At 41.4% G+C, this 20,585-nt stretch carries 19 protein-coding genes; 18 read left to right on the forward strand and 1 reads right to left on the reverse strand.

What is annotated here, in order from left to right; all coding sequences use genetic code 11:
• Window positions 1–2 precede the first annotated feature (2 nt).
• From LJE72_RS05795 to LJE72_RS05875, 17 genes are all read left to right on the forward strand, one after another.
• Complete coding sequence (locus LJE72_RS05795; protein WP_229246676.1) at window positions 3–1,160, forward strand: thiolase family protein; 1,158 nt, start codon at window positions 3–5, stop codon at window positions 1,158–1,160.
• 123 nt (window positions 1,161–1,283) lie between these two features.
• Window positions 1,284–1,574, forward strand: a complete 291-nt coding sequence (locus LJE72_RS05800) for a hypothetical protein (protein ID WP_229246677.1) — start codon at window positions 1,284–1,286, stop codon at window positions 1,572–1,574.
• Window positions 1,565–3,337: an acyl-CoA dehydrogenase family protein gene (locus LJE72_RS05805; protein WP_229246678.1), complete on the forward strand. Its 1,773-nt coding sequence runs from the start codon at window positions 1,565–1,567 to the stop codon at window positions 3,335–3,337. Before LJE72_RS05800 ends, LJE72_RS05805 begins: the two co-directional genes overlap by 10 nt.
• A 162-nt stretch (window positions 3,338–3,499) precedes the next feature.
• Window positions 3,500–4,399: an MBL fold metallo-hydrolase gene (locus tag LJE72_RS05810; RefSeq protein ID WP_229246679.1), complete on the forward strand. Its 900-nt coding sequence runs from the start codon at window positions 3,500–3,502 to the stop codon at window positions 4,397–4,399.
• Window positions 4,400–4,450: 51 nt separating this feature from the next.
• Window positions 4,451–5,746, forward strand: coding sequence for a methyl-accepting chemotaxis protein (locus tag LJE72_RS05815; protein ID WP_229246680.1), 1,296 nt, complete (start codon window positions 4,451–4,453; stop codon window positions 5,744–5,746).
• 87 nt (window positions 5,747–5,833) lie between these two features.
• Complete coding sequence (locus LJE72_RS05820; RefSeq protein ID WP_229246681.1) at window positions 5,834–6,328, forward strand: spore coat protein; 495 nt, start codon at window positions 5,834–5,836, stop codon at window positions 6,326–6,328.
• 381 nt (window positions 6,329–6,709) lie between these two features.
• Window positions 6,710–7,285: a dihydroxyacetone kinase transcriptional activator DhaS gene (gene dhaS / locus LJE72_RS05825; protein ID WP_229246682.1), complete on the forward strand. Its 576-nt coding sequence runs from the start codon at window positions 6,710–6,712 to the stop codon at window positions 7,283–7,285.
• A 259-nt stretch (window positions 7,286–7,544) separates the two neighbouring features.
• A complete protein-coding gene (locus tag LJE72_RS05830; protein ID WP_229246683.1) occupies window positions 7,545–9,125 on the forward strand; it encodes an oleate hydratase in 1,581 nt (526 codons plus the stop codon).
• Between the two features lie 225 nt (window positions 9,126–9,350).
• On the forward strand, window positions 9,351–9,776 hold the full coding sequence (locus LJE72_RS05835) for an ArsR/SmtB family transcription factor (protein WP_229246684.1): 426 nt from the start codon (window positions 9,351–9,353) through the stop codon (window positions 9,774–9,776).
• A 90-nt stretch (window positions 9,777–9,866) separates the two neighbouring features.
• Window positions 9,867–12,017, forward strand: a complete 2,151-nt coding sequence (locus LJE72_RS05840) for a heavy metal translocating P-type ATPase (protein WP_229246685.1) — start codon at window positions 9,867–9,869, stop codon at window positions 12,015–12,017.
• A gap of 72 nt (window positions 12,018–12,089) precedes the next feature.
• The gene (locus tag LJE72_RS05845; protein ID WP_229246686.1) at window positions 12,090–12,692 is read left to right on the forward strand and encodes a methyltransferase family protein; all 603 of its coding nucleotides are present in this window, start codon (window positions 12,090–12,092) and stop codon (window positions 12,690–12,692) included.
• A gap of 170 nt (window positions 12,693–12,862) precedes the next feature.
• Window positions 12,863–13,303: a HutP family protein gene (locus LJE72_RS05850; protein WP_229246687.1), complete on the forward strand. Its 441-nt coding sequence runs from the start codon at window positions 12,863–12,865 to the stop codon at window positions 13,301–13,303.
• Between the two features lie 150 nt (window positions 13,304–13,453).
• Entirely contained in the window at window positions 13,454–15,022 is a 1,569-nt protein-coding gene (gene hutH, locus LJE72_RS05855; RefSeq protein WP_229246688.1) for a histidine ammonia-lyase, read from the forward strand.
• Window positions 15,023–15,414: 392 nt separating this feature from the next.
• A complete protein-coding gene (locus LJE72_RS05860; protein WP_229246689.1) occupies window positions 15,415–15,708 on the forward strand; it encodes a metal-sensitive transcriptional regulator in 294 nt (97 codons plus the stop codon).
• Window positions 15,709–15,736: 28 nt separating this feature from the next.
• Entirely contained in the window at window positions 15,737–18,478 is a 2,742-nt protein-coding gene (locus LJE72_RS05865) for a heavy metal translocating P-type ATPase (protein WP_229246690.1), read from the forward strand.
• A gap of 239 nt (window positions 18,479–18,717) precedes the next feature.
• The gene (locus LJE72_RS05870) at window positions 18,718–18,918 is read left to right on the forward strand and encodes a CopZ family metallochaperone (RefSeq protein WP_229246691.1); all 201 of its coding nucleotides are present in this window, start codon (window positions 18,718–18,720) and stop codon (window positions 18,916–18,918) included.
• Between the two features lie 247 nt (window positions 18,919–19,165).
• Window positions 19,166–19,363 carry a hypothetical protein gene (locus LJE72_RS05875; RefSeq protein WP_073032712.1) on the forward strand — a complete coding sequence of 66 codons (198 nt, stop codon included), beginning with the start codon at window positions 19,166–19,168 and terminating at the stop codon, window positions 19,361–19,363.
• A gap of 95 nt (window positions 19,364–19,458) precedes the next feature.
• On the opposite strand, the gene LJE72_RS05880 is transcribed toward LJE72_RS05875, so the two are convergent.
• Window positions 19,459–19,665, reverse strand: a complete 207-nt coding sequence (locus tag LJE72_RS05880; RefSeq protein WP_073032711.1) for an alpha/beta-type small acid-soluble spore protein — start codon at window positions 19,663–19,665, stop codon at window positions 19,459–19,461.
• Window positions 19,666–19,880: 215 nt separating this feature from the next.
• On the opposite strand from LJE72_RS05880, the gene trhA reads away from it, so the two are divergent.
• Window positions 19,881–20,531, forward strand: coding sequence for a PAQR family membrane homeostasis protein TrhA (gene trhA, locus LJE72_RS05885; protein ID WP_229246692.1), 651 nt, complete (start codon window positions 19,881–19,883; stop codon window positions 20,529–20,531).
• The last annotated feature ends 54 nt before the right edge of the window (window positions 20,532–20,585 follow it).

Consider the following 20,585-nt stretch of genomic DNA (forward strand, 5'->3'; position numbering starts at 1 on the left):
GAATGCAAGAAGCCTTCATTATAGACTCGAAGAGGACAGCCATAGGTAAAGCAATTAAAGGTTCCTTGGCACTTGTACGTCCAGATGACTTGGGCGCTTATGTAATACAAGATATTTTAAAAAGACTACCGTCACTTAATCAAACAGAGATCGATGATTGCATCATTGGTTGCTCCTTTCCTGAAGGAGAACAAGGGATGAATATGGCCAAAATAATGACTCAGCGTGCGGGCCTGCCGATTGATGTCCCTGGCGTAACAATCAATCGCTTCTGCTCATCAGGATTGCAGGCGATTTCTATGGCAGCTGACCGAATTCGCTTAGGCGAAGCAGATGTGATGATTGCCGGAGGAGCAGAGAGCATGTCTGCCGTTCCACTTGGCGGTATGAAACCTGCACCAAATCCTTACTTGGCAGAGCATTCCCCACTGGCTTATGTATCTATGGGGATTACTGCTGAGAATGTTGCCAAGAAATACGAAATAACCCGTGAACAACAAGATGCCTTTGCAGCTTCTAGTCATCAAAAGGCTTGGGCTGCTCAAAGCGGCGGGCGTTTTGATGATGAGATAGTACCGGTTCCGTTGCCTATGTATGGAAAACCCGGTGAAAAGTGGTTCACCAAAGATGAAGGAATTCGTGCGGAGACCACTGCAGAGTCACTTGCGAAATTAAGGACAGCATTTAAGGCAGGTGGTACAGTGACGGCTGGAAACTCATCCCAGACCAGTGACGGTGCAGCCATGAGCCTGCTTATGTCAGAACAAAAAATGAAAGCGCTTGGTCTGAAACCTATAGCCGTATGGCGCGGATTTGCAGTGGCTGGTGTTGAACCAGAGTTGATGGGTATTGGTCCGATTAAGGCGATTCCTAAAGTGTTAAAACAAGTCGGATTGACCCTTGACCAAATCGATTTGTTTGAATTAAATGAGGCTTTTGCATCTCAATCCCTGGCGATCCTTAAGACGCTGGACATAGATCCGTCAAAGGTAAATGTTAATGGGGGAGCTATTGCCTTCGGACACCCGCTCGGTTGTACTGGTGCTAAGCTTAGCGCTACACTCTTAAGTGAAATGACTAAGCGGAAGTTAAAGTACGGTATGGTGACCATGTGTATCGGTGGCGGGATGGGTGCTGCTGGAGTTTACGAGTTATTATAATTTGGGGGTCTGTGAAAGTCAGGGGAAATTGCCCGTTCACCCACGTTCCCGTTCCCTGGCTCGTTGGATGCTGAAGGAATTTCGCCAACCTCTGGGTGGCGCAGGATGTGAACCAGGGCGAAATTGGCCTTCAGCATCGGCACTCGCTTTAACGTGAACTCCCACGAATGGGTTCACTTGGCAATTGTCCCCTTTCTTTCTGGTCGATGGGCTGAAGAAGGGGACGTGGGACGGGAGTACGCCTGGAACGTTGTGGGTAGAGATGTAGGTTTTAGAAGAAAAGAGAAGATGTTAGGGTGCAGAGTTGAAAGAAATGGGTTCAATGTTATACCGTTCGAAACTGAACGTCTCAATGCGAACCTCCAACGTCGAACTTTGTATCTCGAGAATGAGGAGGATATATTATGGAATTAGAATTACGCGGAGGCGGATTTTTGCTAGCTGAAGTTTCTCCGGATCAGGTATATGTTCGTGAGGAGTTAAATGAGGATCATAAGCAGCTTAAGAGGATGGCCCATAATTTTATGTCAAAAGAAGTTGCTCCGAAGATAGAAGAAATGGAAGAGCAACAAGAAGGTGTTGTTCGTGAATTTATGCGCCAAGCCGGGGAATTGGGATTGCTGGGGTTGGAAATTCCTGAGGAGTTTGACGGATTGGCTCTTGATAAAGCTTCGACGGTAGTAGTGGGTGAAGAAGTTCCCCGCGGTGGATCCTTTGCAGTTGCCTATGCAGCGCATACAGGGATTGGGACCTTGCCAATCGTTTATTTTGGTACACCTGAGCAAAAGGCTAAATATCTCCCAGGGCTTGGCAACGGCACTAAAGTTGCTGCTTACTGCTTAACTGAGCCTGGCTCAGGATCAGATGCTTTGGGTGCGAAATCCACAGCTGTTCTTAATGCGGAGGGTACTCATTATATCCTTAATGGAACTAAACAATTTATCACTAACGCTGGCTTTGCGGATGTCTTCCTGGTCTATGCTAAAGTAGATGGGAAAATGACTAATTTCATCGTTGAACGAGAAACACCGGGTCTTTCATTTGGACCGGAAGAACAAAAGATGGGGATTAAAGGATCTTCTACACGTCAGGTTATCTTGGAAGATGTTAAGGTACCTGTAGAAAATGTAGTCGGTGAGCTTGGAAGAGGACACGTTGTTGCCTTCAATATCCTGAATGTTGGCCGCTTTAAATTGGCCGCTGGGGCAATCGGCAGTGTCCAAGTTGTCTTGGAAACTGCTTTAAAGTATGCTTCCGAGCGTAAACAATTTGGAGAATCTCTCAATACGTTTGGGGTGATTCAACATAAAATTGCAGAAATTGCTACCAAGACATATATGGCTGAAAGCGTTGTTTATCGTACTGCAGGTCTTATGGAGAGTGGCTTCCATGGACTTGATCTGACTGGTGATTGCCGTAAAGAAGCTGGTAAGGCTTTAGAGGAGTACGCTATTGAATGTTCCTTAAATAAGGTCTACGCTTCTGAAGTTTTGGATTTTGCCGTAGATGAAGGGGTTCAGATTCATGGCGGTTACGGATTTATTAAAGAATATCCAATTGAACGTATGTATAGGGACTCCCGCATCAATCGTCTTTTTGAAGGAACGAATGAGATCAACCGTCTGCTTGTGCCGGGAACACTCCTGAAAAGGGCTATGACGGGTGAACTTCCATTGCTTCAAGCAGCTCAAGCTGTCAGCAAAGATCTGGTCTCCATTGGAATGGGCGGAGATGCAGAAGGGTTAGAAGCACTTAACCAAATGACACAGAAAGCAAAGAAACTATGCTTAATGGCTGCAGGATTGGCAGCTCAGAACCTGGGTATGGCTTTGAAAGACAATCAATTTGTTTTGACAGGTATGGCCGAGATGGTCCTCCAAGTCTACGCCATGGAAAGTGGTGTTCTTCGTGCGCAGAAAGTTCAAAACATGAATGTTTCCGACGAGCATAAAGCATTCGTTGAGAGAGCCGCAACCCTGGGAGCTTATGCAGCATTTAATATTCTTGAGTTACAGGCAAAAGAAGTACTTTGTGCAGTAGAGAAAGGGGATTCTCTCAGTACTGTTCTGGCAGGAATGCGCAAGCTTGTCCGCAGGCCGAATGTCGATATGATCGGAATGCGTCAAGAAATTGCTAAATATATTATTGAGAAAGAGTGTTATCCAGTAAACTACTAAAGTATACAAAGAGACCTAAATAACTGTGACTACAACAAAAAGGCCATCGTCTGTTTATGACATGGCCTTTTGTTAATCAATTATTCTTTACTTATTTAATTGTACTTTATTATAGATATAATAATAATGAACATTCATTTATTTCTAGGAGGTATTTTATATATGGTTGACATACAGGAAGTATCTAACAATGTTTATATGCTGAAAATTCCTGTCCCCATCAATGTGGAAGCAGTTAACTTATACCTATTTGCAGGAGAGCTTCCTACCTTATTAGATACAGGAACTAATACCCCGGAAGTAATCGAAGCAGTTCATGAAGGAATGAAAAAGGTAGGGATAAAAAGGTTGGAACAGGTCTTGGTTTCTCACTGGCATGTTGACCATTCAGGAGCGGCAAATACCTTTGCACAAGAAGGAGCAAAAATAATTATAGGTTCACGGGATTACCAAGAGTGGACTGGTTTTGTTCAAGGGCAAGCCTTTTCCAGTCTTAATAAATGGGCAACCCAAGAATGGGGTGTGCCAGAAATGGAGATCCCAGGAATGCTAAAAATATATAAACGACTGCAATGCTTAACAGCCTTACCAGATCAGGTAGTATTAATCGAACCGGAACAGACCGTTATGGCAGGTGATAATCTGTTGCGTGCTATTCTGACACCGGGTCATACGGCAGGACATCTCTCTTTTTATAATGAGAAAGATTCTTTACTCTTTTCAGGAGATATGTTGCTCCCGGATGAGATTCCCTATCCCGGCATCTGGGAAGAAGAGGGGCATGTGGTAAGCGGCATGCCGAGTTATCTAGAGAGTTTAAATAGAATTGAGGCCCTGCAGACCAAGATGTATTTACCGGGGCATGGTTTACCCAGTGGAAATTTGATTACTCGATGTCAAGAAATCAGAGAAAAATTGTATCATCAGAAGACTAAGCATCGTCCAGCTGAGAGCGTTTATTTGAGCGCCTCAAAGGGCAATCAAAAGATCCATCCGGGAGTGCTTTTTATACAATTACACTATATTTATGGATGGGAACAGTTAAAAAGCCGGATAGGCTGACCTTATGATTCAGTATAAGTATATTGGGGACATGAGAAAGGAGGCATTTAAATGGAAGTTAGGGATGGGACTTTTGAAGAAAAGAAGCAAACGGTCAGCTTGGTCAAGTATATAAGTCAAACATTATTGACGGTCATTCCTATGGTAGCCGCAATGGGACTTGTTATTATTTATGTCATGGAACTTGATCGGTCAAATTCGATTTCTTTATTTCTTTTGTTTTTACTATCAGGCATCCTAACAGGGATTTTTACTTCCTTAAAAAAGTATGTGAGCTTTCTAAAACCCATCTATATGATGCAAGAAAGAATTGTTAAGGTAGCTCAAGGGGATTTAACCCAAAGAATCAGTGTTTTAAAAAAGAGCGATGTCGCAGAATTAGCGCAGGCATTTAACCATATGATGGATAACTTTGGAGGTGTTATAAGGGAGATAGGCATGATGTCGAAGGCCTGGGTTGTTTCGGCAGAAGAATTATCAGCCAGCTCTGAGGAGGTAACGGCTACGAACAGCAGTGTTGCCGATTATACTGCTCATATGGCCTTAGAGACCCGAGATCAGGCGCGAATACAGCAACAGATGAAGGTTATGGTAACAGAACTTGAAAAAGCCTCTCAAATGATCGCTGAAAAAGCTCAATCTGTTTCCCTCGAAGCGATAAAATCCGAAAAACATTCGAATGATGGGTTAGCCAAGCTTTCGTTCATCGTAACCACTATGGAAGAAACTAATAGGGCAGTGAACAAATCCGTGCAGTTAATTGAAGAACTTGCCGAGCAATCGAATCGCATCGGTTCGATCACAGAAACGATTGCCCAAGTAGCAAGACAAACTAATCTTTTGGCGCTTAATGCTGCAATTGAAGCTGCACGGGCTGGGGAACATGGAAAAGGTTTTGCCGTGGTTTCCGATGAAATTCGTATACTGGCAGAAAATGTAGCCTCTTCAACGCGAGATGTTACGGAAATAACGACTCTTATTCAACATAGCGTTCATCATGCAGTTCAAGGAATGATGCTGACAGATGCTAAAGTCAAAGAAAGTGTGGCAACGATTCATGAGGCTCAAGAAACTTTAACGGTTATTACGGATTCGACTAAAGATGTCGCAGGTAATATTTCGGATATAGCTGCCTCAAGCGAGCAAATGCTTGGAAGTATGGCAGAAATAAACCTCTATGTAGATAGAGTTAAGCAGGTTTCAGATGAGTCGGTGATAAAAGCTGAAACTATTGAGGGATCAACTAAGGAAGTCGCGGCATCTATGCAAATTGTTGCAACAACAGCCCAATCTCTGGCTCAAAACGCTAGTCAGCTTCAGAATGAAGTTGATAAATTTCAAATATAGGGCCCTGTAAACTCAAATCGATAAAGGTATGCATAGAATCGGGAATAATGAAAACAATATAAAGCAGAAATAAGGAGGTGCTTTATATTGCCAATTCAACTATCACAAAAGGAAAAATCGCTGTTGATGGATCAAAGAACTCACGAGGAGACCTGCGTCGATAAATACACTAAATATGCTAATCAAGCCCAAGATGCTCAATTGAAACAGCTCTTTAACTCTTATTCAGCACAGGAGCAAGAACACTTGAATACGATTAATCAATTATTAATCGGACAAGTGCCTAATATGGGGGGACAACAAGGACAAGGTCAGCAAGCTCAGAACCAACAGCAAACCGCTGGAAATCAAGCCCAAACGACCTCGACAGTTCAAGGCAATTATAACCAAGAAGATGCTAAACTCTGTAAAGACATGTTAATGACAGAAAAATATGTATCGGGTGCCTATGATACTGCAGTGTTTGAATTTAGAGATACTAATGTACGGCAAGTTCTCAATCATATTCAAAAAGAAGAACAGCAACATGGCGAAGGAATTTTTCAATATATGCAAAGCCAAGGTATGTATCAAGTACAGTAGATCTCTAACTTAGCTGTAAACATCGATTCTTAAGTGGCGTAAGTCTCCAGTGGAGACTTACGTCGAAATCTCTGAGACAGTGATGAATGCTAAGAAGAAGTAAGCAAATAAGCCATTGATTCATGTGTGATGAATCAATGGCTTATTTGCTGAACCCTTACACCACTTTTGACTGTACAAGGAATGACAGCGTCGCGAAGATACGCTTGTCATTTCTGCCATATAAGATAACATATTTTTAAAAGATATAGGATGAAAAGTAAAAGGCGAGCATAGCTAGGAAGACTGCTCGATTATGCTATAATTGAGAGGTACTAATTGCAATACTTTGCAAGTCATAGGCGAGTGTGCTTAATATACTTATAAAAAGGTGGAAGAAGAATGCCAAGGTCATCATTGACTAAAAAAGCGCTGGCAACCTCTTTAAAGCGTTTGATGGAAAAGGTCCCCCTGAACAAGATTACAGTTCAAGAAATTGTTGATGATTGCGAGCTTAATCGTCAAACCTTCTACTATCATTTTCAGGATATTTTTGATTTGTTAGGTTGGATCTATACAACAGAAGCGGTAGAGAGTATAGCTAACTACAAGACTTATACGACCTGGGAGGATGGGTTTTTAAAAATCTTCCTTTATATCGAGAAGAATAAGGCTTTTTGTGTAAATACCTTAAAATCTTTAGGTCGAGATCATCTAGACTCCTTTCTTCATTCGGTTTCGTTTGAATTACTAATGGGTGTGGTCAATGAAGTATCTAAAGACATGAAGGTTAAGGACGAGGATAAGAAGTTCATAGCAGATTTCTATACACTGGCATTTATCGGGTTGGTGATTCAATGGATGAAAACAGATATGAAGGAAAAACCTGAAGTTATCGTAGAAAAACTAAGCGAGCTGGTGGAGGGGAATTTTGCCAGTGCACTAAAAAGATATGAAAAAAGAAATAATCAGTTATAACAAAGATGGTGATTTGATCAATCCTACAGACTGGACACTTGAGAGAGTGTTTTACCTGTAGGTTCTTTTTTTGAAATTTGTTTTTGAACATTTGCATGTTGTCTATAGAACTAATATAAAAAACTATACAAATTCTTTTCTGTGTAAAAAAATTAAACACTGCGAGTATTGTGTTCATATTAATGCGGGTTTCAAAACGTTATAAATAAAGTGTCGAATCTAAAGAGGATCGAAAACGAAATGATGGAGGTTAGGTATAATGAAAAAAGACTATGAAAAAGAACAGGTTTATTTTGTTGGTGGCGGGTTAGCTTCTCTGGCCGGTGCGGTTTATTTGATTAGGGATTGCGCTTTTCCGGGCAAGAATATTCATATTATCGAAGAAATGAAAATTATCGGCGGAAGCAATGATGGGGCTGGAGATTCCGAGCAGGGATATGTTATTCGCGGCGGAAGAATGCTCAATGACGAAACTTATGAGAACACTTGGGAGTTATTAAGTTCTATACCCTCTCTGGATGATGCAAATCGATCGGTGAGAACCGAAATTTTGGAATTCGATAGGGCACATCCGACTCATGCTAAGGCTCGGCTGGTTAACAAAGACGGTGAGATAGAAGATGTTATGTCAATGGGGTTTGATCTTAGTGATCGCCTGGCTATGGCCAAACTCATTATTACCCCTGAGGAAAAGATGGGTAAGGCGAGAATCAGTGATTGGTTTAGCAATCATTTCTTTGAGACCAACTTCTGGTATATGTGGGCGACTACCTTCGCTTTTCAACCTTGGCACAGTGCGGTCGAATTAAAACGCTATATGATTCGTTTTATGCATGAGTTCCCAAGAATTCAGACTTTAGAAGGGGTTACGAGAACCCCGTATAATCAATATGATTCAATCATTCTGCCAATAAAAAAATATTTAGATCAGCACGAAGTTGATTTTGAAATGAAATGTACTGTGACAGATCTGGACTTTAAAGATTCAGATGGCATTACCGTAACAGCAATTCATTATACTAAAAACGATGTTATAGGATTGATCGAGCTTAATGAAGGAGATCGGATTATCGTCACAAACGGATCCATGACGGATGGTTATAGCTTGGGGTCAATGACTAAAGCGCCAATTCTGAACGGTAAGGGGAACTCTTGGAAATTGTGGGATACAATCGCTAAGAAAAAGCCGGGTTTAGGAAACCCAACTTCCTTTGATAACGATATTGCCGGCTCAAAGTGGGAATCTTTCACAGTCACATGTCAAGATTCCAGATTCTTTGATTTGATGGAGAAATTTTCGCGTAATAAGGCGGGCTCAGGAGCTCTGGTTACCTTTAAAGATTCCAATTGGCTAATGTCAATCGTACTGGCCTATCAACCGCACTTTTTAAACCAGCCTGGAAAGGTCAAGGTGTTTTGGGGGTATGGGCTATATCCTGACAATGTTGGGAATTATGTTAAGAAAAGGATGAGTGAATGTACTGGTGAGGAGATTCTAACTGAGCTGCTATATCATCTGAAATTTGAGAACGATCATGAAGCGATCTTAAAGTCAGCTAATTGTATACCTTGTATGATGCCATTTATCACGTCTCAATTCATGCCCAGAGCCATTGGAGACAGACCGCAGATCATTCCCGAAGGATCGACCAATTTGGCTTTTGTCGGCCAATTTTGCGAAATACCGAATGATGTGGTCTTCACTGAAGAATACTCTATACGTTCGGCAAGGATTGCTGTCTACAAATTGTTTGGGATCAATAAAGAAATTAATTCCATCAATCAGTATCAATATGATATTAGAAGCTTGTTTAGTGCTTTTGTGACTTCCTACAGATAAAAATGCCATAAGTCTAATTAAATTCTGTAAAAACGAGTTTCCATAAATACAAGTTAAGCTGCTATTGCCCGATTTTTCCTTGGGTGTGGCAGCTTAATTTCATGAAGAACATCATGAAGTCTTAAAATAAATTGGAAATCTCGTGGCAAAAAGGATTGATAAAAAATAGTTATTCGGTATAATATACATATGAACATATAATCATACGTGAGGAGATGCTTTACCATGGCTGGAAATACGGAGGAATCGAAGAATCGACTTTCGGAATCTACAACACAGTCCTCAGATATCCCGGTGTGTGAGATCTTATGTGTCCATACTGATTTGATCGAATCAGTTCGAAAAACACTCATCCCCGGGGGACAGGCCCATCATTTAGCTGATTTATTTAAGACACTTGGAGATCCTACACGAGTACGAATCATGGACGCCTTAGCAAAAAACGAATTCTGCGTCTGTGACTTAGCGGAACTTTTAGGATTGAGTCAATCGGCTACCTCCCATCAATTGCGTGTTCTTCGGAGTGACAATCTTGTAAAGTATCGCAGGGAAGGAAAGATGGTTTATTACTCTTTAGATGACGACCACGTTATGGCACTTTACCGTGAAGGCTTGGAGCACATTTCGGAGGGTCGTAAGGAAACTTACTGACATTTGGCAGAGCGATATTTAAATTGTGACTTCGAACCTCGACATCCCAGCAGCTAACAATTTAAGATATTTGGTTTGGAGGAGAAAAGAATGAGTCTAGAACAACAAAGTCAAGAACGGATCAAGTACCGTTTAGAAGGTTTAAGTTGTGCAAATTGTGCCCTAAAAATTGAAAGAGCCTTTTGCTCTGAAGAAACGATTGGAGAAACCTCCTTAAATTTTGCTACCCAGACGGTCTATCTGCCATTAACAGCCGTTGAGGTTGCCCAAGGTATTATTGATCGAATTGAGCCAGGAGTAATATTAAAACCAGTAAACCAACTAGGTAAGAGCCTGCAACAAGAGGAAAGCTCCTCAGATGGTCAGTGGCAAAAAATTCGTATGGTTGTTGCAAGTGTTTTGCTTGCTGTAGGACTGTTATTACCAATACTTGGGTTCAATCTCTTTTGGGTCTTAGAATATGCTGTTTTTTTAACCGCTTACGTTCTGGTCGGATATGAAGTTTTATATACAGCCCTGAGAAATATTACTAAAGGGGCATTGTTTGACGAAAATTTTCTAATGTCAATAGGCACGATCGGAGCAATTGCCATTAATCAATTGCCGGAAGCAGTCGGGGTTATGTTGTTTTATACAGTTGGGGAGTATATTCAAGACTTGGCGGTGAACCGTTCTCGACACTCGATCCAAGCCCTAATGGATATTAGGCCAGATTATGCAAACCTCGTTCATCAATTAGAAGTTCTCAAGGTTGCCCCTGAAGAGGTTCAAGTTGGGCAAACAATTTTAGTTCGTCCGGGTGAAAAGGTTCCACTGGACGGGGAAGTTGTGCAAGGTTCATCATTTGTGGACACTTCAGCCTTGACTGGAGAATCAGTTCCAAGGAATATTGAAACCGGAGATGCGATTTTGTCTGGGATGGTCAATTCAAGTGGTGTGCTCACAGTTCGAGTTACTCGACCTTATGCTGAGTCTTCTGTGCAAAAAATCCTGGACCTTGTGGAAAACGCCAGCTCTCGTAAAGCACCCACAGAGAAGTTTATCACTACATTTTCACGTTATTACACACCGGCAGTGGTTTTAATTGCTTTGGGAATTGCGGTAATTCCTCCCCTTCTTGGGGCAGGGACGTTCAGTGAATGGATTTATCGTGCCTTAACAATTCTTGTGATTTCCTGCCCTTGTGCCTTAGTAATCTCGGTTCCTTTAGGGTATTTTGGCGGTATCGGAGGAGCATCACGACAGGGGATTCTAGTTAAGGGGGCGAACTTCCTTGAAGCGCTGACCAAGGTTAAGACGGTTGTTTTTGATAAAACAGGGACGCTAACCCAAGGAGTTTTCGAAGTTGTAAAACTAAGCCCGGCTAAAGGATATAGCTCCGAGTTTCTCATGGAGATTGCGGCTGCAGCGGAAATCCATTCCAGTCATCCAATTGCCCAATCGATTCGTGACAGTTACGGATTACCCCTTGAACCAGGGACCATCGAGGACTACCAGGAAATAAGCGGAAAAGGAGTCCAAGCAAAAATCAAAGGGTATGATGTTTTAGTAGGAAAGGCCGTTCTATTGAGGGAAGCGGGTATTCAGATTCCCGATACTGAGAACTATGGGCAAGCAGGAACTCTAGTTCATATAGCGGTTTCAGGGGAATATGCGGGGTATATTCTTATTGCAGATCGTCTAAAGCTTGGGGCCAAGGAAACCATTCAAGCCTTAGGGAACTCAGGTATTAAAACTGTCATGTTGACAGGAGATCTTCAGACGGTAGCCCAAAGCGTGGCGGATGATTTGGGGGTTTCAGAATTCCATGCGGATTTAATGCCCCAAGATAAGGTTGCTTGGTTAGAAAGGCTGATGGCTGAAAAAGGCAGTAATGAGAAGGTTATCTTTGTAGGGGACGGAATTAATGACGCCCCAGTCCTTACACGTGCAGATGTTGGAATAGCTATGGGTGGATTGGGATCAGATGCAGCAATCGAAGCCGCAGATGTGGTACTCATGGAAGACCAACCAGTCAAACTCCTTACTGCGATTAATATCGCCGGTTTTACAAAGAAGATCATTTGGCAGAACATTTTATTTGCTTTAGGGATTAAACTAGGCTTTGTTTTCTTAGGGGCAATAGGAATTGCCACTATGTGGGAAGCGGTGTTTGCCGATGTTGGGGTAGCCCTTTTAGCAGTTTTGAATGCAACTCGAGTGAGGCGTTATACCAGCCCTTCGCTAATTATTCGCCCATAAACTTTTCGCGAAGTGTGGAAGAGGCAGTATCATCTTTGATTAAACGAGTTCATTTTATGGAGGAATAAGCCTGTGTCGGATATAAAGAATAGTCTCTCTTTACTCTTATTTCTAATATTTCTTTTCTCTTATTTGGTAAAATTAATGATTCTAAAGAAAAAGCATAAAATACAGGCCAATGTCCTCACAAAAGGTAAAACCGACTCTCAAATAAGAAGAACTGAAGCATTTGTAAAATCTACAACGTTTATATGGGGGTTAATGTGGTTTTTACTCTCCCTATTTGAACCGGCTATATCTTACCGGATCGTTCCTTTAGCTAGAAATGAGTATTTGAGCGGTTTAGGAATTCTGATCATGGCATTGGGGTTAGCAATTTTCATTGTGGCAATGATCTCGATGAAAACGTCTTGGCGTGTAGGTATTGATAAGAGTACCCAATCATCTCTTGTAACTGATGGAATCTATCAGTTGACAAGAAATCCTGCTTTTGTAGGATTTGACTTGATGTTTATCGGACTTTTTGTTACTTACCCCAATATCTTAACCTTAGGTATAGCCGTCCTCAATATTTGGGCGATTCATCACTTAATAGTACAAGAAGAAAAGCATTTGAAAGAAACATTTCATGATGAGTATTTAAAATATTTCTATAATACAAGGAGATATATCTAGGTCCGGATATGCCAGCCCCAGGGGTTTGAATTATTAACCCGAGTGAAAATTTTTATTGAATGATGCGCGTTTCTCGTCTATTATAAGAGTAGGGTCAGCTGTACGATTAGGAAGTAATCAGAGGCTTGACATAGATAAAAGAAGAGTCACGTTTTAATTAGGGGGCAGTTATGATACATTGTTCATCTATTGGCAAAACGGCCTTACTAATTGCGATGGCTGAAGGAAATGAAACTGACGACTATGTTACGCGTGCTCGAGAAATGGGCTTTGATGTCGTGACTGGTAAGGTTGGTTCTATGGATGTCCAAAAGATTATCGCTGCTGTTGAAACAGCAGCCAAACGCGGGGGGCTAACCGATGATAGTTATCGCTCGCAACATGCCCTTTATCATGCCATTCTTGATGCTCTGCAAGGGTTAGGACGGGGACCGCTTCAGCTGGGAAATATTTTGCGCACAGTGGGACTACGCTTTGCAATTGTCAAAGGGCCGCGTATACTGGAGGATTTAGATGACCTCTGGATTGCTGTCAGCATGTACGGAATGATTGGTGCACCTATTAAAGGGCATGAACATGAGGTTTGTGGTTTAGGAATAAATCATCTTTAAAAGATTTGAACTTGCATTAACGTATTTATTTTAGAAAGTTGCAATAAAATAGAGTATGCTCAGAGTTATTAGATGTTTGAGGGCTAAGCTGTAGACGAAAGTTTATAGCTTAATCCTCTTTTTTTCATTGCTCTAAAAGGAGGACAAAACATGAGCGTTGTATTAGCAGAAAAAACTAAAGTCACTTTGGATGGAGAAACCCTTACATTAGAGCAAGTGGTTGCGGTTGCACGGTACGCCGCCAAGGTGGAATTGCACCCGACAGCCAAGGAAAGAGTTCTGAAATCCAGAGAGTATGTGGATCAATTAATCGAAGGAAATCAAACCGTCTATGGAATCACTACCGGCTTCGGCAAATTTAGCGATGTGCTAATTTCCAAAGATGATGCCAAAAAGTTACAACGCAACCTTATCATGAGCCATGCAACGGGTGTAGGGGAACCCCTAGCACCGGAAGTTGTAAGGGGGATTTTACTTCTTAGGGCAAATGCCTTAGCAAAAGGTTTTTCAGGCATTCGACTTTCAACTCTCCAGACATTGATCAATGTGCTGAATGCTGGAATTGTTCCTGTCGTACCAGAAAAAGGATCCCTTGGCGCAAGTGGAGATTTAGCCCCCTTGTCCCATATAGTCTTGGTTTTACTGGGTGAAGGGGAAGCGTTTTATAAAGAGCGTCGCATGAATGGGCGGGAGGCTCTTGCGCAAGCAGGGATAGAGCCCGTAGTTCTGGAAGGAAAAGAGGGTTTGGCTCTTATTAATGGAACCCAGGTTATGACAGCAATTGCGGCTTTGGCTGTCTGGGATGCTGAGATCTTATGTGAGTCAGCAAATATTGCAGCTGCCTTGTCTCTTGAAGCGCTGGAGGGGATTCTTGATGCTTTTGATCCGAAAATTCATGCAGTACGTCCTCACCAGGGGCAAAACGACGTTGCAAAAAAGATCCGCCAGTTGACGGAGGGAAGTACTTTCGTAGCAAATGAACAACATCCCAGAGTGCAGGATGCCTATGCACTTCGCTGTATTGCTCAAGTCCATGGCCCTTCTGGAGATGCAGTTGCCTACGTAAAAAAAGTCGTAGAAACCGAGATCAATTCGGCCACTGATAATCCATTAATCTTCCCAGATGAAAGCGCAGTTCTCTCGGGTGGAAATTTTCATGGTCAACCTATTGCCTTGGCGATGGACTTTCTTGGCATAGCAATGGCAGAGATGGCCAATATCGCAGAACGACGTTTAGAACGTTTGGTTAATCCTAACCTAAGTGGGCTGCCTGCATTTTTAACCCCCAACGGAGGTTTGAATTCCGGATTTATGATCGTGCAGTATTCTGCTGCCTCCTTAGTTTCGGAAAATAAGGTTTTAGCCCATCCGGCGAGTGTGGACTCGATCCCCTCCTCCGCAAACCAGGAAGACCATGTAAGTATGGGAACAATTGCAGCCCGTAAGGCCCGAAGTATCATAGAAAACACAGGGCATGTATTGGGGATGGAATTATTAGCAGCCTGTCAAGGTCTGGATCTCAGAACCGGCAAAGAAGAACTTCAACTTGGCAAGGGAAGTGAAGGTGCTTACCGGCTTGTTAGGTCTAAGGTAGCTTCACTTGGAGAGGATCGTGTCATGTATATGGAGCTTAATCTGGCCAAGGAGTTAATTTCTTCAGGAAAAATAGCTAACGCTGTTCGATTTGAATTGGACAGAAAAGGGATTATATTTTCGTGAAGTATAAACACAATTTCTGATAAATAGTTTGATGTTTAGATGTTAGGCAACCTATAGATTTTAATGGTGCTTCGTTGGCGATATGAAATTCATATAGCTCAATGAAGCACTTTTTGATTCGTTTAAAATTAAATTGTTTGAACCATAACCAACAAAACGTTTTGATGTAACTGAAAATATATTAAATAATTTATTACAAAGAAGTTCAATGTACTGTAGGTAAGAGGATAGTAAAGGATTAATTGGGAAACGTATAAATAATTACTTTATTCAATATCAATGGACATTTTTCAATTGACATATGGTATAGGGGGGTATACTATAAAACAGAGGTGATTAAGACGAAATCCGAAGAAAAGCAAGTACACAAGTGTTCAGTCTGTGAGAGTGAAGTGACGGAGCAAGGTGAACGACTGAGTCATCATGACGATAAAACAATCAAAGAACTTGTAACTAGAATGAATCGAATTGAGGGTCAAATTCGTGGAATTAAAGGGATGATTGAACGTCATGTTTACTGTGATGATATTTTAAATCAGATCTCCTCCGCTCAATCTGCCCTGGATGGAGCTTCTCGATTACTTTTGGAAAAGCATATGAAATCATGTGTTAAAGAGAGACTCCAAGGGGATGATGATCAAGTTGTTGATGAGGTACTAAAGACCATATTCCGCATGATTCGGTAGTACTGGGATCTTAGTTTGGAGGATTAAAATGATGGAAGAAGCAAACCGTGAGAATAAAGAGATTCCTGTATATGGAATGAGCTGCCAGCATTGTGTTAACCATGTCACTAAGATTCTAGAAAAGTTCCCCAGTGTAGAACAGGTTCAAGTATCGCTGGAAGACTCAAAGGCTACTTTTACTTGGGACCCTGCTCAGGTCAATTTGTCGGATGTTCAGCAGGAAATTGAAGAGGCTGGTTATTCATTAGAAAACATAAACGTTGGTCTGGATGATCAAGTGAGTTTGGAGCAAGTAGAAGAACAAGAATTGGCAAGAGCAGAAGATATTGAAGAGCTTAATGAAACAGAGGGAATGTCCGCCAAGGCGGAGCAAAAACAACTTTTCAAGATCAGTGGCATGACCTGTGCAAATTGTGCTTTGACCATTGAAAAAGGTCTTAAATCTATGCCGGGGGTCAAATCAGTTGCAGTTAATTTTGCCACTGAAAAACTTACAGTGGCAATGGACCCTGATGTGGTTAAGGAAAACGATCTCTTGACGAAGATCAAAGATCTTGGGTATGGCGCACAGAGTGCAGACGATGGAAAGCAACAATTTAAAGTTGGCGGAATGACCTGTGCAAACTGTGCTTTGGCCATTGAAAAGAAACTTAAGGGAACTCAGGGAGTCCAGAACGTTGCCGTTAATTTAGCGAGTGAAACAGTGACTGTTGAGTTTGATCCCGGTGTTGTGAATATGAAAGAAATTTTCGAGCAGGTTCGTGATGCAGGGTATACTCCGATGGCGAATGAGGACGAGAATCAAGATGATCGTACGGCGATTAGACAACGAAATTGGCTCATCTTCAGTGCGATTCTTTCCTTGCCTATAATGCCGATTATGTTCCTGCCCATGTCAAGATCCCTAATGTATACAATGCTTATCCTTGCAACTATCGTCCAGTTTACAGCTGGTTGGACATTTTATCGCGGTGCTTACCATGCTTTGAAAAACCGCTCAGCTAATATGGATGTCCTGGTAGCGATTGGGATTACAGCTGCTTATGGATACAGTTTAATGACAACCCTTCATATGTTTATCCCCTCAATTTTTTTTGAAGGGCCCAACTTTTTTGATACGTCGGCATTGTTGATTACTTTTGTACGCTTTGGAAAATATCTTGAGGCAAAAGCAAAAGGGCGAGCAGGTCAGGCCTTGAAAAAGCTGTTAGAGTTACAGGCTGATAAAGCACATTTATGGGTCAGTGGTGAAGTTCAGGAAGTTGCTGCGTCAGATCTGAAAATTGGGGATATTACCATTGTTAAATCCGGAGAAAGAATACCGGTGGATGGTGAGATTATCGAAGGATCAGCGAGCATTGATGAGGCAATGCTGACCGGGGAATCCATTCCTGTTGACAAAGGAGTCGGGGACCCTGTAATTGGGGCTACCATAAATCGTTCAGGAAGTATCAAGGTTAAAACGACTAAAACGGGTAAGGATACCGTCCTTTCGGGAATTATTAAAATGGTCGAGGATGCTCAGGGAGTAAAGCCTCCGATTCAGAGACTGGCAGATAAGATTTCTAATTATTTTGTGCCAACAGTAGTTGCCATCTCGGTTATTACCTATTTGATTTGGTACGTTGTACTTGACAGTACGTTTGTTTTTGCCTTTACAGCTGCTATTGCAGTGTTAGTGATTGCTTGTCCCTGTGCTTTGGGGTTAGCGACTCCTACGGCAATTATGGTTGGCAGTGGGGTGGGGCTAAATAGAGGAATCCTCTTTAAATCTGCAGCAGTGCTGGAAGGGATTGCTCATTTGCAAGCCATTGGGTTCGATAAAACGGGGACATTAACTAAGGGAACTCCCGAAGTAACGGATATCATACCCTATGCGGATTACTCAAGACAAAATGTCCTGAAAATTGCTGCAGCAGGGGAAAATCCTTCGATTCATCCCTTGGCTCAGGCGGTCGTTGCAGCGGGAAAGAAGGAACTGCTCGCAATTCAAGAGGTTGAGAATTATCATGAAGAGGCCGGCTATGGTGTTATCTGTACCTATGAAGGGCAAACTTTACTAATTGGAAATATTAAACTGATTAACAAGTTCAAGATAGACGTTAAAGAGTCAGAGCGTGACTTTCAGCGTTTGGCTGAATCAGGCAGAACGACTAGCTTCATAGCCTTAGGAGGACAAGTAATCGGACTGATCGCCCTGGCTGATGTGGTTAAAGAGAGTACGATAGAGGCTATTAAAAGGCTACATCAGTTGGGTTTGAAGACGTTTATGATCACTGGAGACAATAAAAAAGTCGCCACTGTTGTCGGTGAGCAGGTCGGAATTGATGAGGTGATTGCCGAAATCTTACCACAAGATAAAATCAGCATTATTAAGAAGTATCAAGACCAAGGCTTTAAGGTGGCGATGGTTGGAGATGGAATTAATGATGCTCCGGCCTTAGCTCAAGCCGATATCGGAATTGCCATCGGATCAGGGACTGATGTGGCCAAGGAAACCGGGGATGTGGTGTTGGTTCGCAATGACCTGCTTGATGTAGAACGTGCGATTCGATTAGGGCGAAAAACACTTCGTAAAATCAAGCAAAATCTATTCTGGGCTTTGATTTATAATGTCATTGGTATCCCGATTGCCGCAGGTGTCCTATATCCTTTAACTGGACAACTATTACCGCCCGAGTGGGCAGGGCTGGCCATGGCTTTCTCGTCAGTGTCCGTAGTAACTAGTTCTCTCCTGTTGAAAAACTATGATAAAAAGCTGGCTGCTTAGAATTAAGATTTATTTATTGTAGAAAGTTTGGCATTTAGAAGTAATTATTCCTCTAAAGTACATTACATGTAAGAGGATAAAGATATAACTCAATTTTGAATAATACTTTGAGACAACTGGTCATTAAGAAATTGAGTTGAACCTTTTCCAAGTAATCTTATGCTTATATCTTTGCGGAAGTTAACTGTCATCTGGCTTCTGGCCTCTGATCCCTGACTTCTGAACTAGGAGGTGAAAAAATGAGCCAAACCGTCCTAAAAATTGAGGGTATGACCTGTAACCATTGTAAAATGAGAGCTGAAAAAGCACTGCAAGGGGTAAGCGGCGTTGAAAGTGTCAAAGTCGATCTCGCGAGCAAAGAAGCTGTCATAACCGGAAATGCAGAACCTGCGAATCTTGTTAAAGCTGTAGTGGATGCTGGATATTCCGTTGAAGACTGAGCCTCAATTTCAAGTAAAATTTAGATCAAGACACTGGTGCCTGTATCTTTTATTATTTTAATAGAAGATACAGGTTTTTTAATTCTAATTACTCCTATGAGCTATACTTGTCATTCTGGATTACACCATCCACTAACTATCAATGATTGATCCCATAGAAATAGATAAAATCCTTCGAGAAGCCTTTCAAGAAGAGAACTCGGATTAATAAATTATCTTTGGATAAACTATTTATGAGGTGATGACAATGCCAAGAAATGATGGCAATAAGACAAAAAATGAGGATTTAAAAAAGATTGAATTGACACTGCGGAACATCCATAAAAACGAAGAGTTTTTATTGGAAAATGCTGAAGAGTTAAGTGCTCACCAAATTAAAGATGTAAAAGCCCATTTAGCTTCGAAGAAAAAACACCTTGAAGAAACAGACGGAACGATTAAATAGGAGCCCAAAGCTCCTTTTAAATTTTGCTGTTTATAAACATAATAGTAAGAAGGATATCTTTCGATATCCTTCTTAACAGTAACTAACATTGGAAGTTAGATTTTGGTTCCACCTTTAAGGTGTTCTTCCGCGAACTGAATCATGCGTTTGGTCATTTGACCACCAACTGAACCGTTTTCACGGCTTGTGCGGTCGCCACCTAATTGAAGGCCCATTTCATTTGCTACTTCATACTTAAATTGATCCAATTGCTGTGAAGCACCTTTAGTTGCGGGTGTATTAGTGTTTCTTTCTCCTGCCATGATAGGTACCCTCCTTTAAATTTATGTTTGTGTACTGGAACATTCTTATTATGTGTTTATGCCGATTTCTTACTCAGGTAATTATTGCTACAATATAGAGACCTTTCCTTTTCAGAATTGTTTGGCCTAAAGATTGATTCTAGTTGATTTTATAGATTATAAGGTTTAGAATTAGAATGTACTTAGTAGTACTTGGATAGTTGGGAGGATACAAAATGGTTTTGAAGATGAAGGAACCGGTAAACACTTGGACTCATTTTGTTTTGTTTGTGGCTGCAATTGTTGGACTAGTATTCCTAATTATCCTAAGTAAGAATAATATCTCTAAGCTTATTACAATGACGGTTTATGGTGTTAGTATGATCTTGCTTTACGGTGCCAGTTCGCTTTATCATTGGGTTCGAACAACTCCTCAAAAAGAACTTCTTTTGAAAAAGGTCGATCATATAGCAATATATTTATTAATTGCAGGTTCCTATACCCCGGTTTTTTATTATGGATTGGAAGGGGCATGGCGCTGGGCAATGCTAAGTGTTGTTTGGGGCTTGGCCTTAATAGGAATGTTATTAAAAATTTGGTTTATCCATGCACCTCGATATGTATCTTCTGCTTTCTATTTATCTTTAGGTTGGATTGCGTTGGTTCCATTCTTGCAGCTTATCAAGAATTTGCCGATGGGTGCAATTATTCTCATGGCATTAGGAGGACTTACCTATACCGTAGGTGCTATTATATATGCTACTAAGATCTGTGATTTCTTTCCGAAGCGCTTTGGGTTTCATGAGATATTTCATTTATTTATTGGTGCCGGCAGTATCGTGCATTATATAATGATTCTTATATACATTATTCCCATGACAGAATAGACTGGGTTTTCTATAATGAATCAAAGTTACATCAATTGGTTCAATAAATTTATG

Origin of the sequence: Desulfosporosinus shakirovi (genome assembly GCF_020595055.1) — a bacterium.
Lineage (GTDB): Bacteria > Bacillota > Desulfitobacteriia > Desulfitobacteriales > Desulfitobacteriaceae > Desulfosporosinus > Desulfosporosinus shakirovi.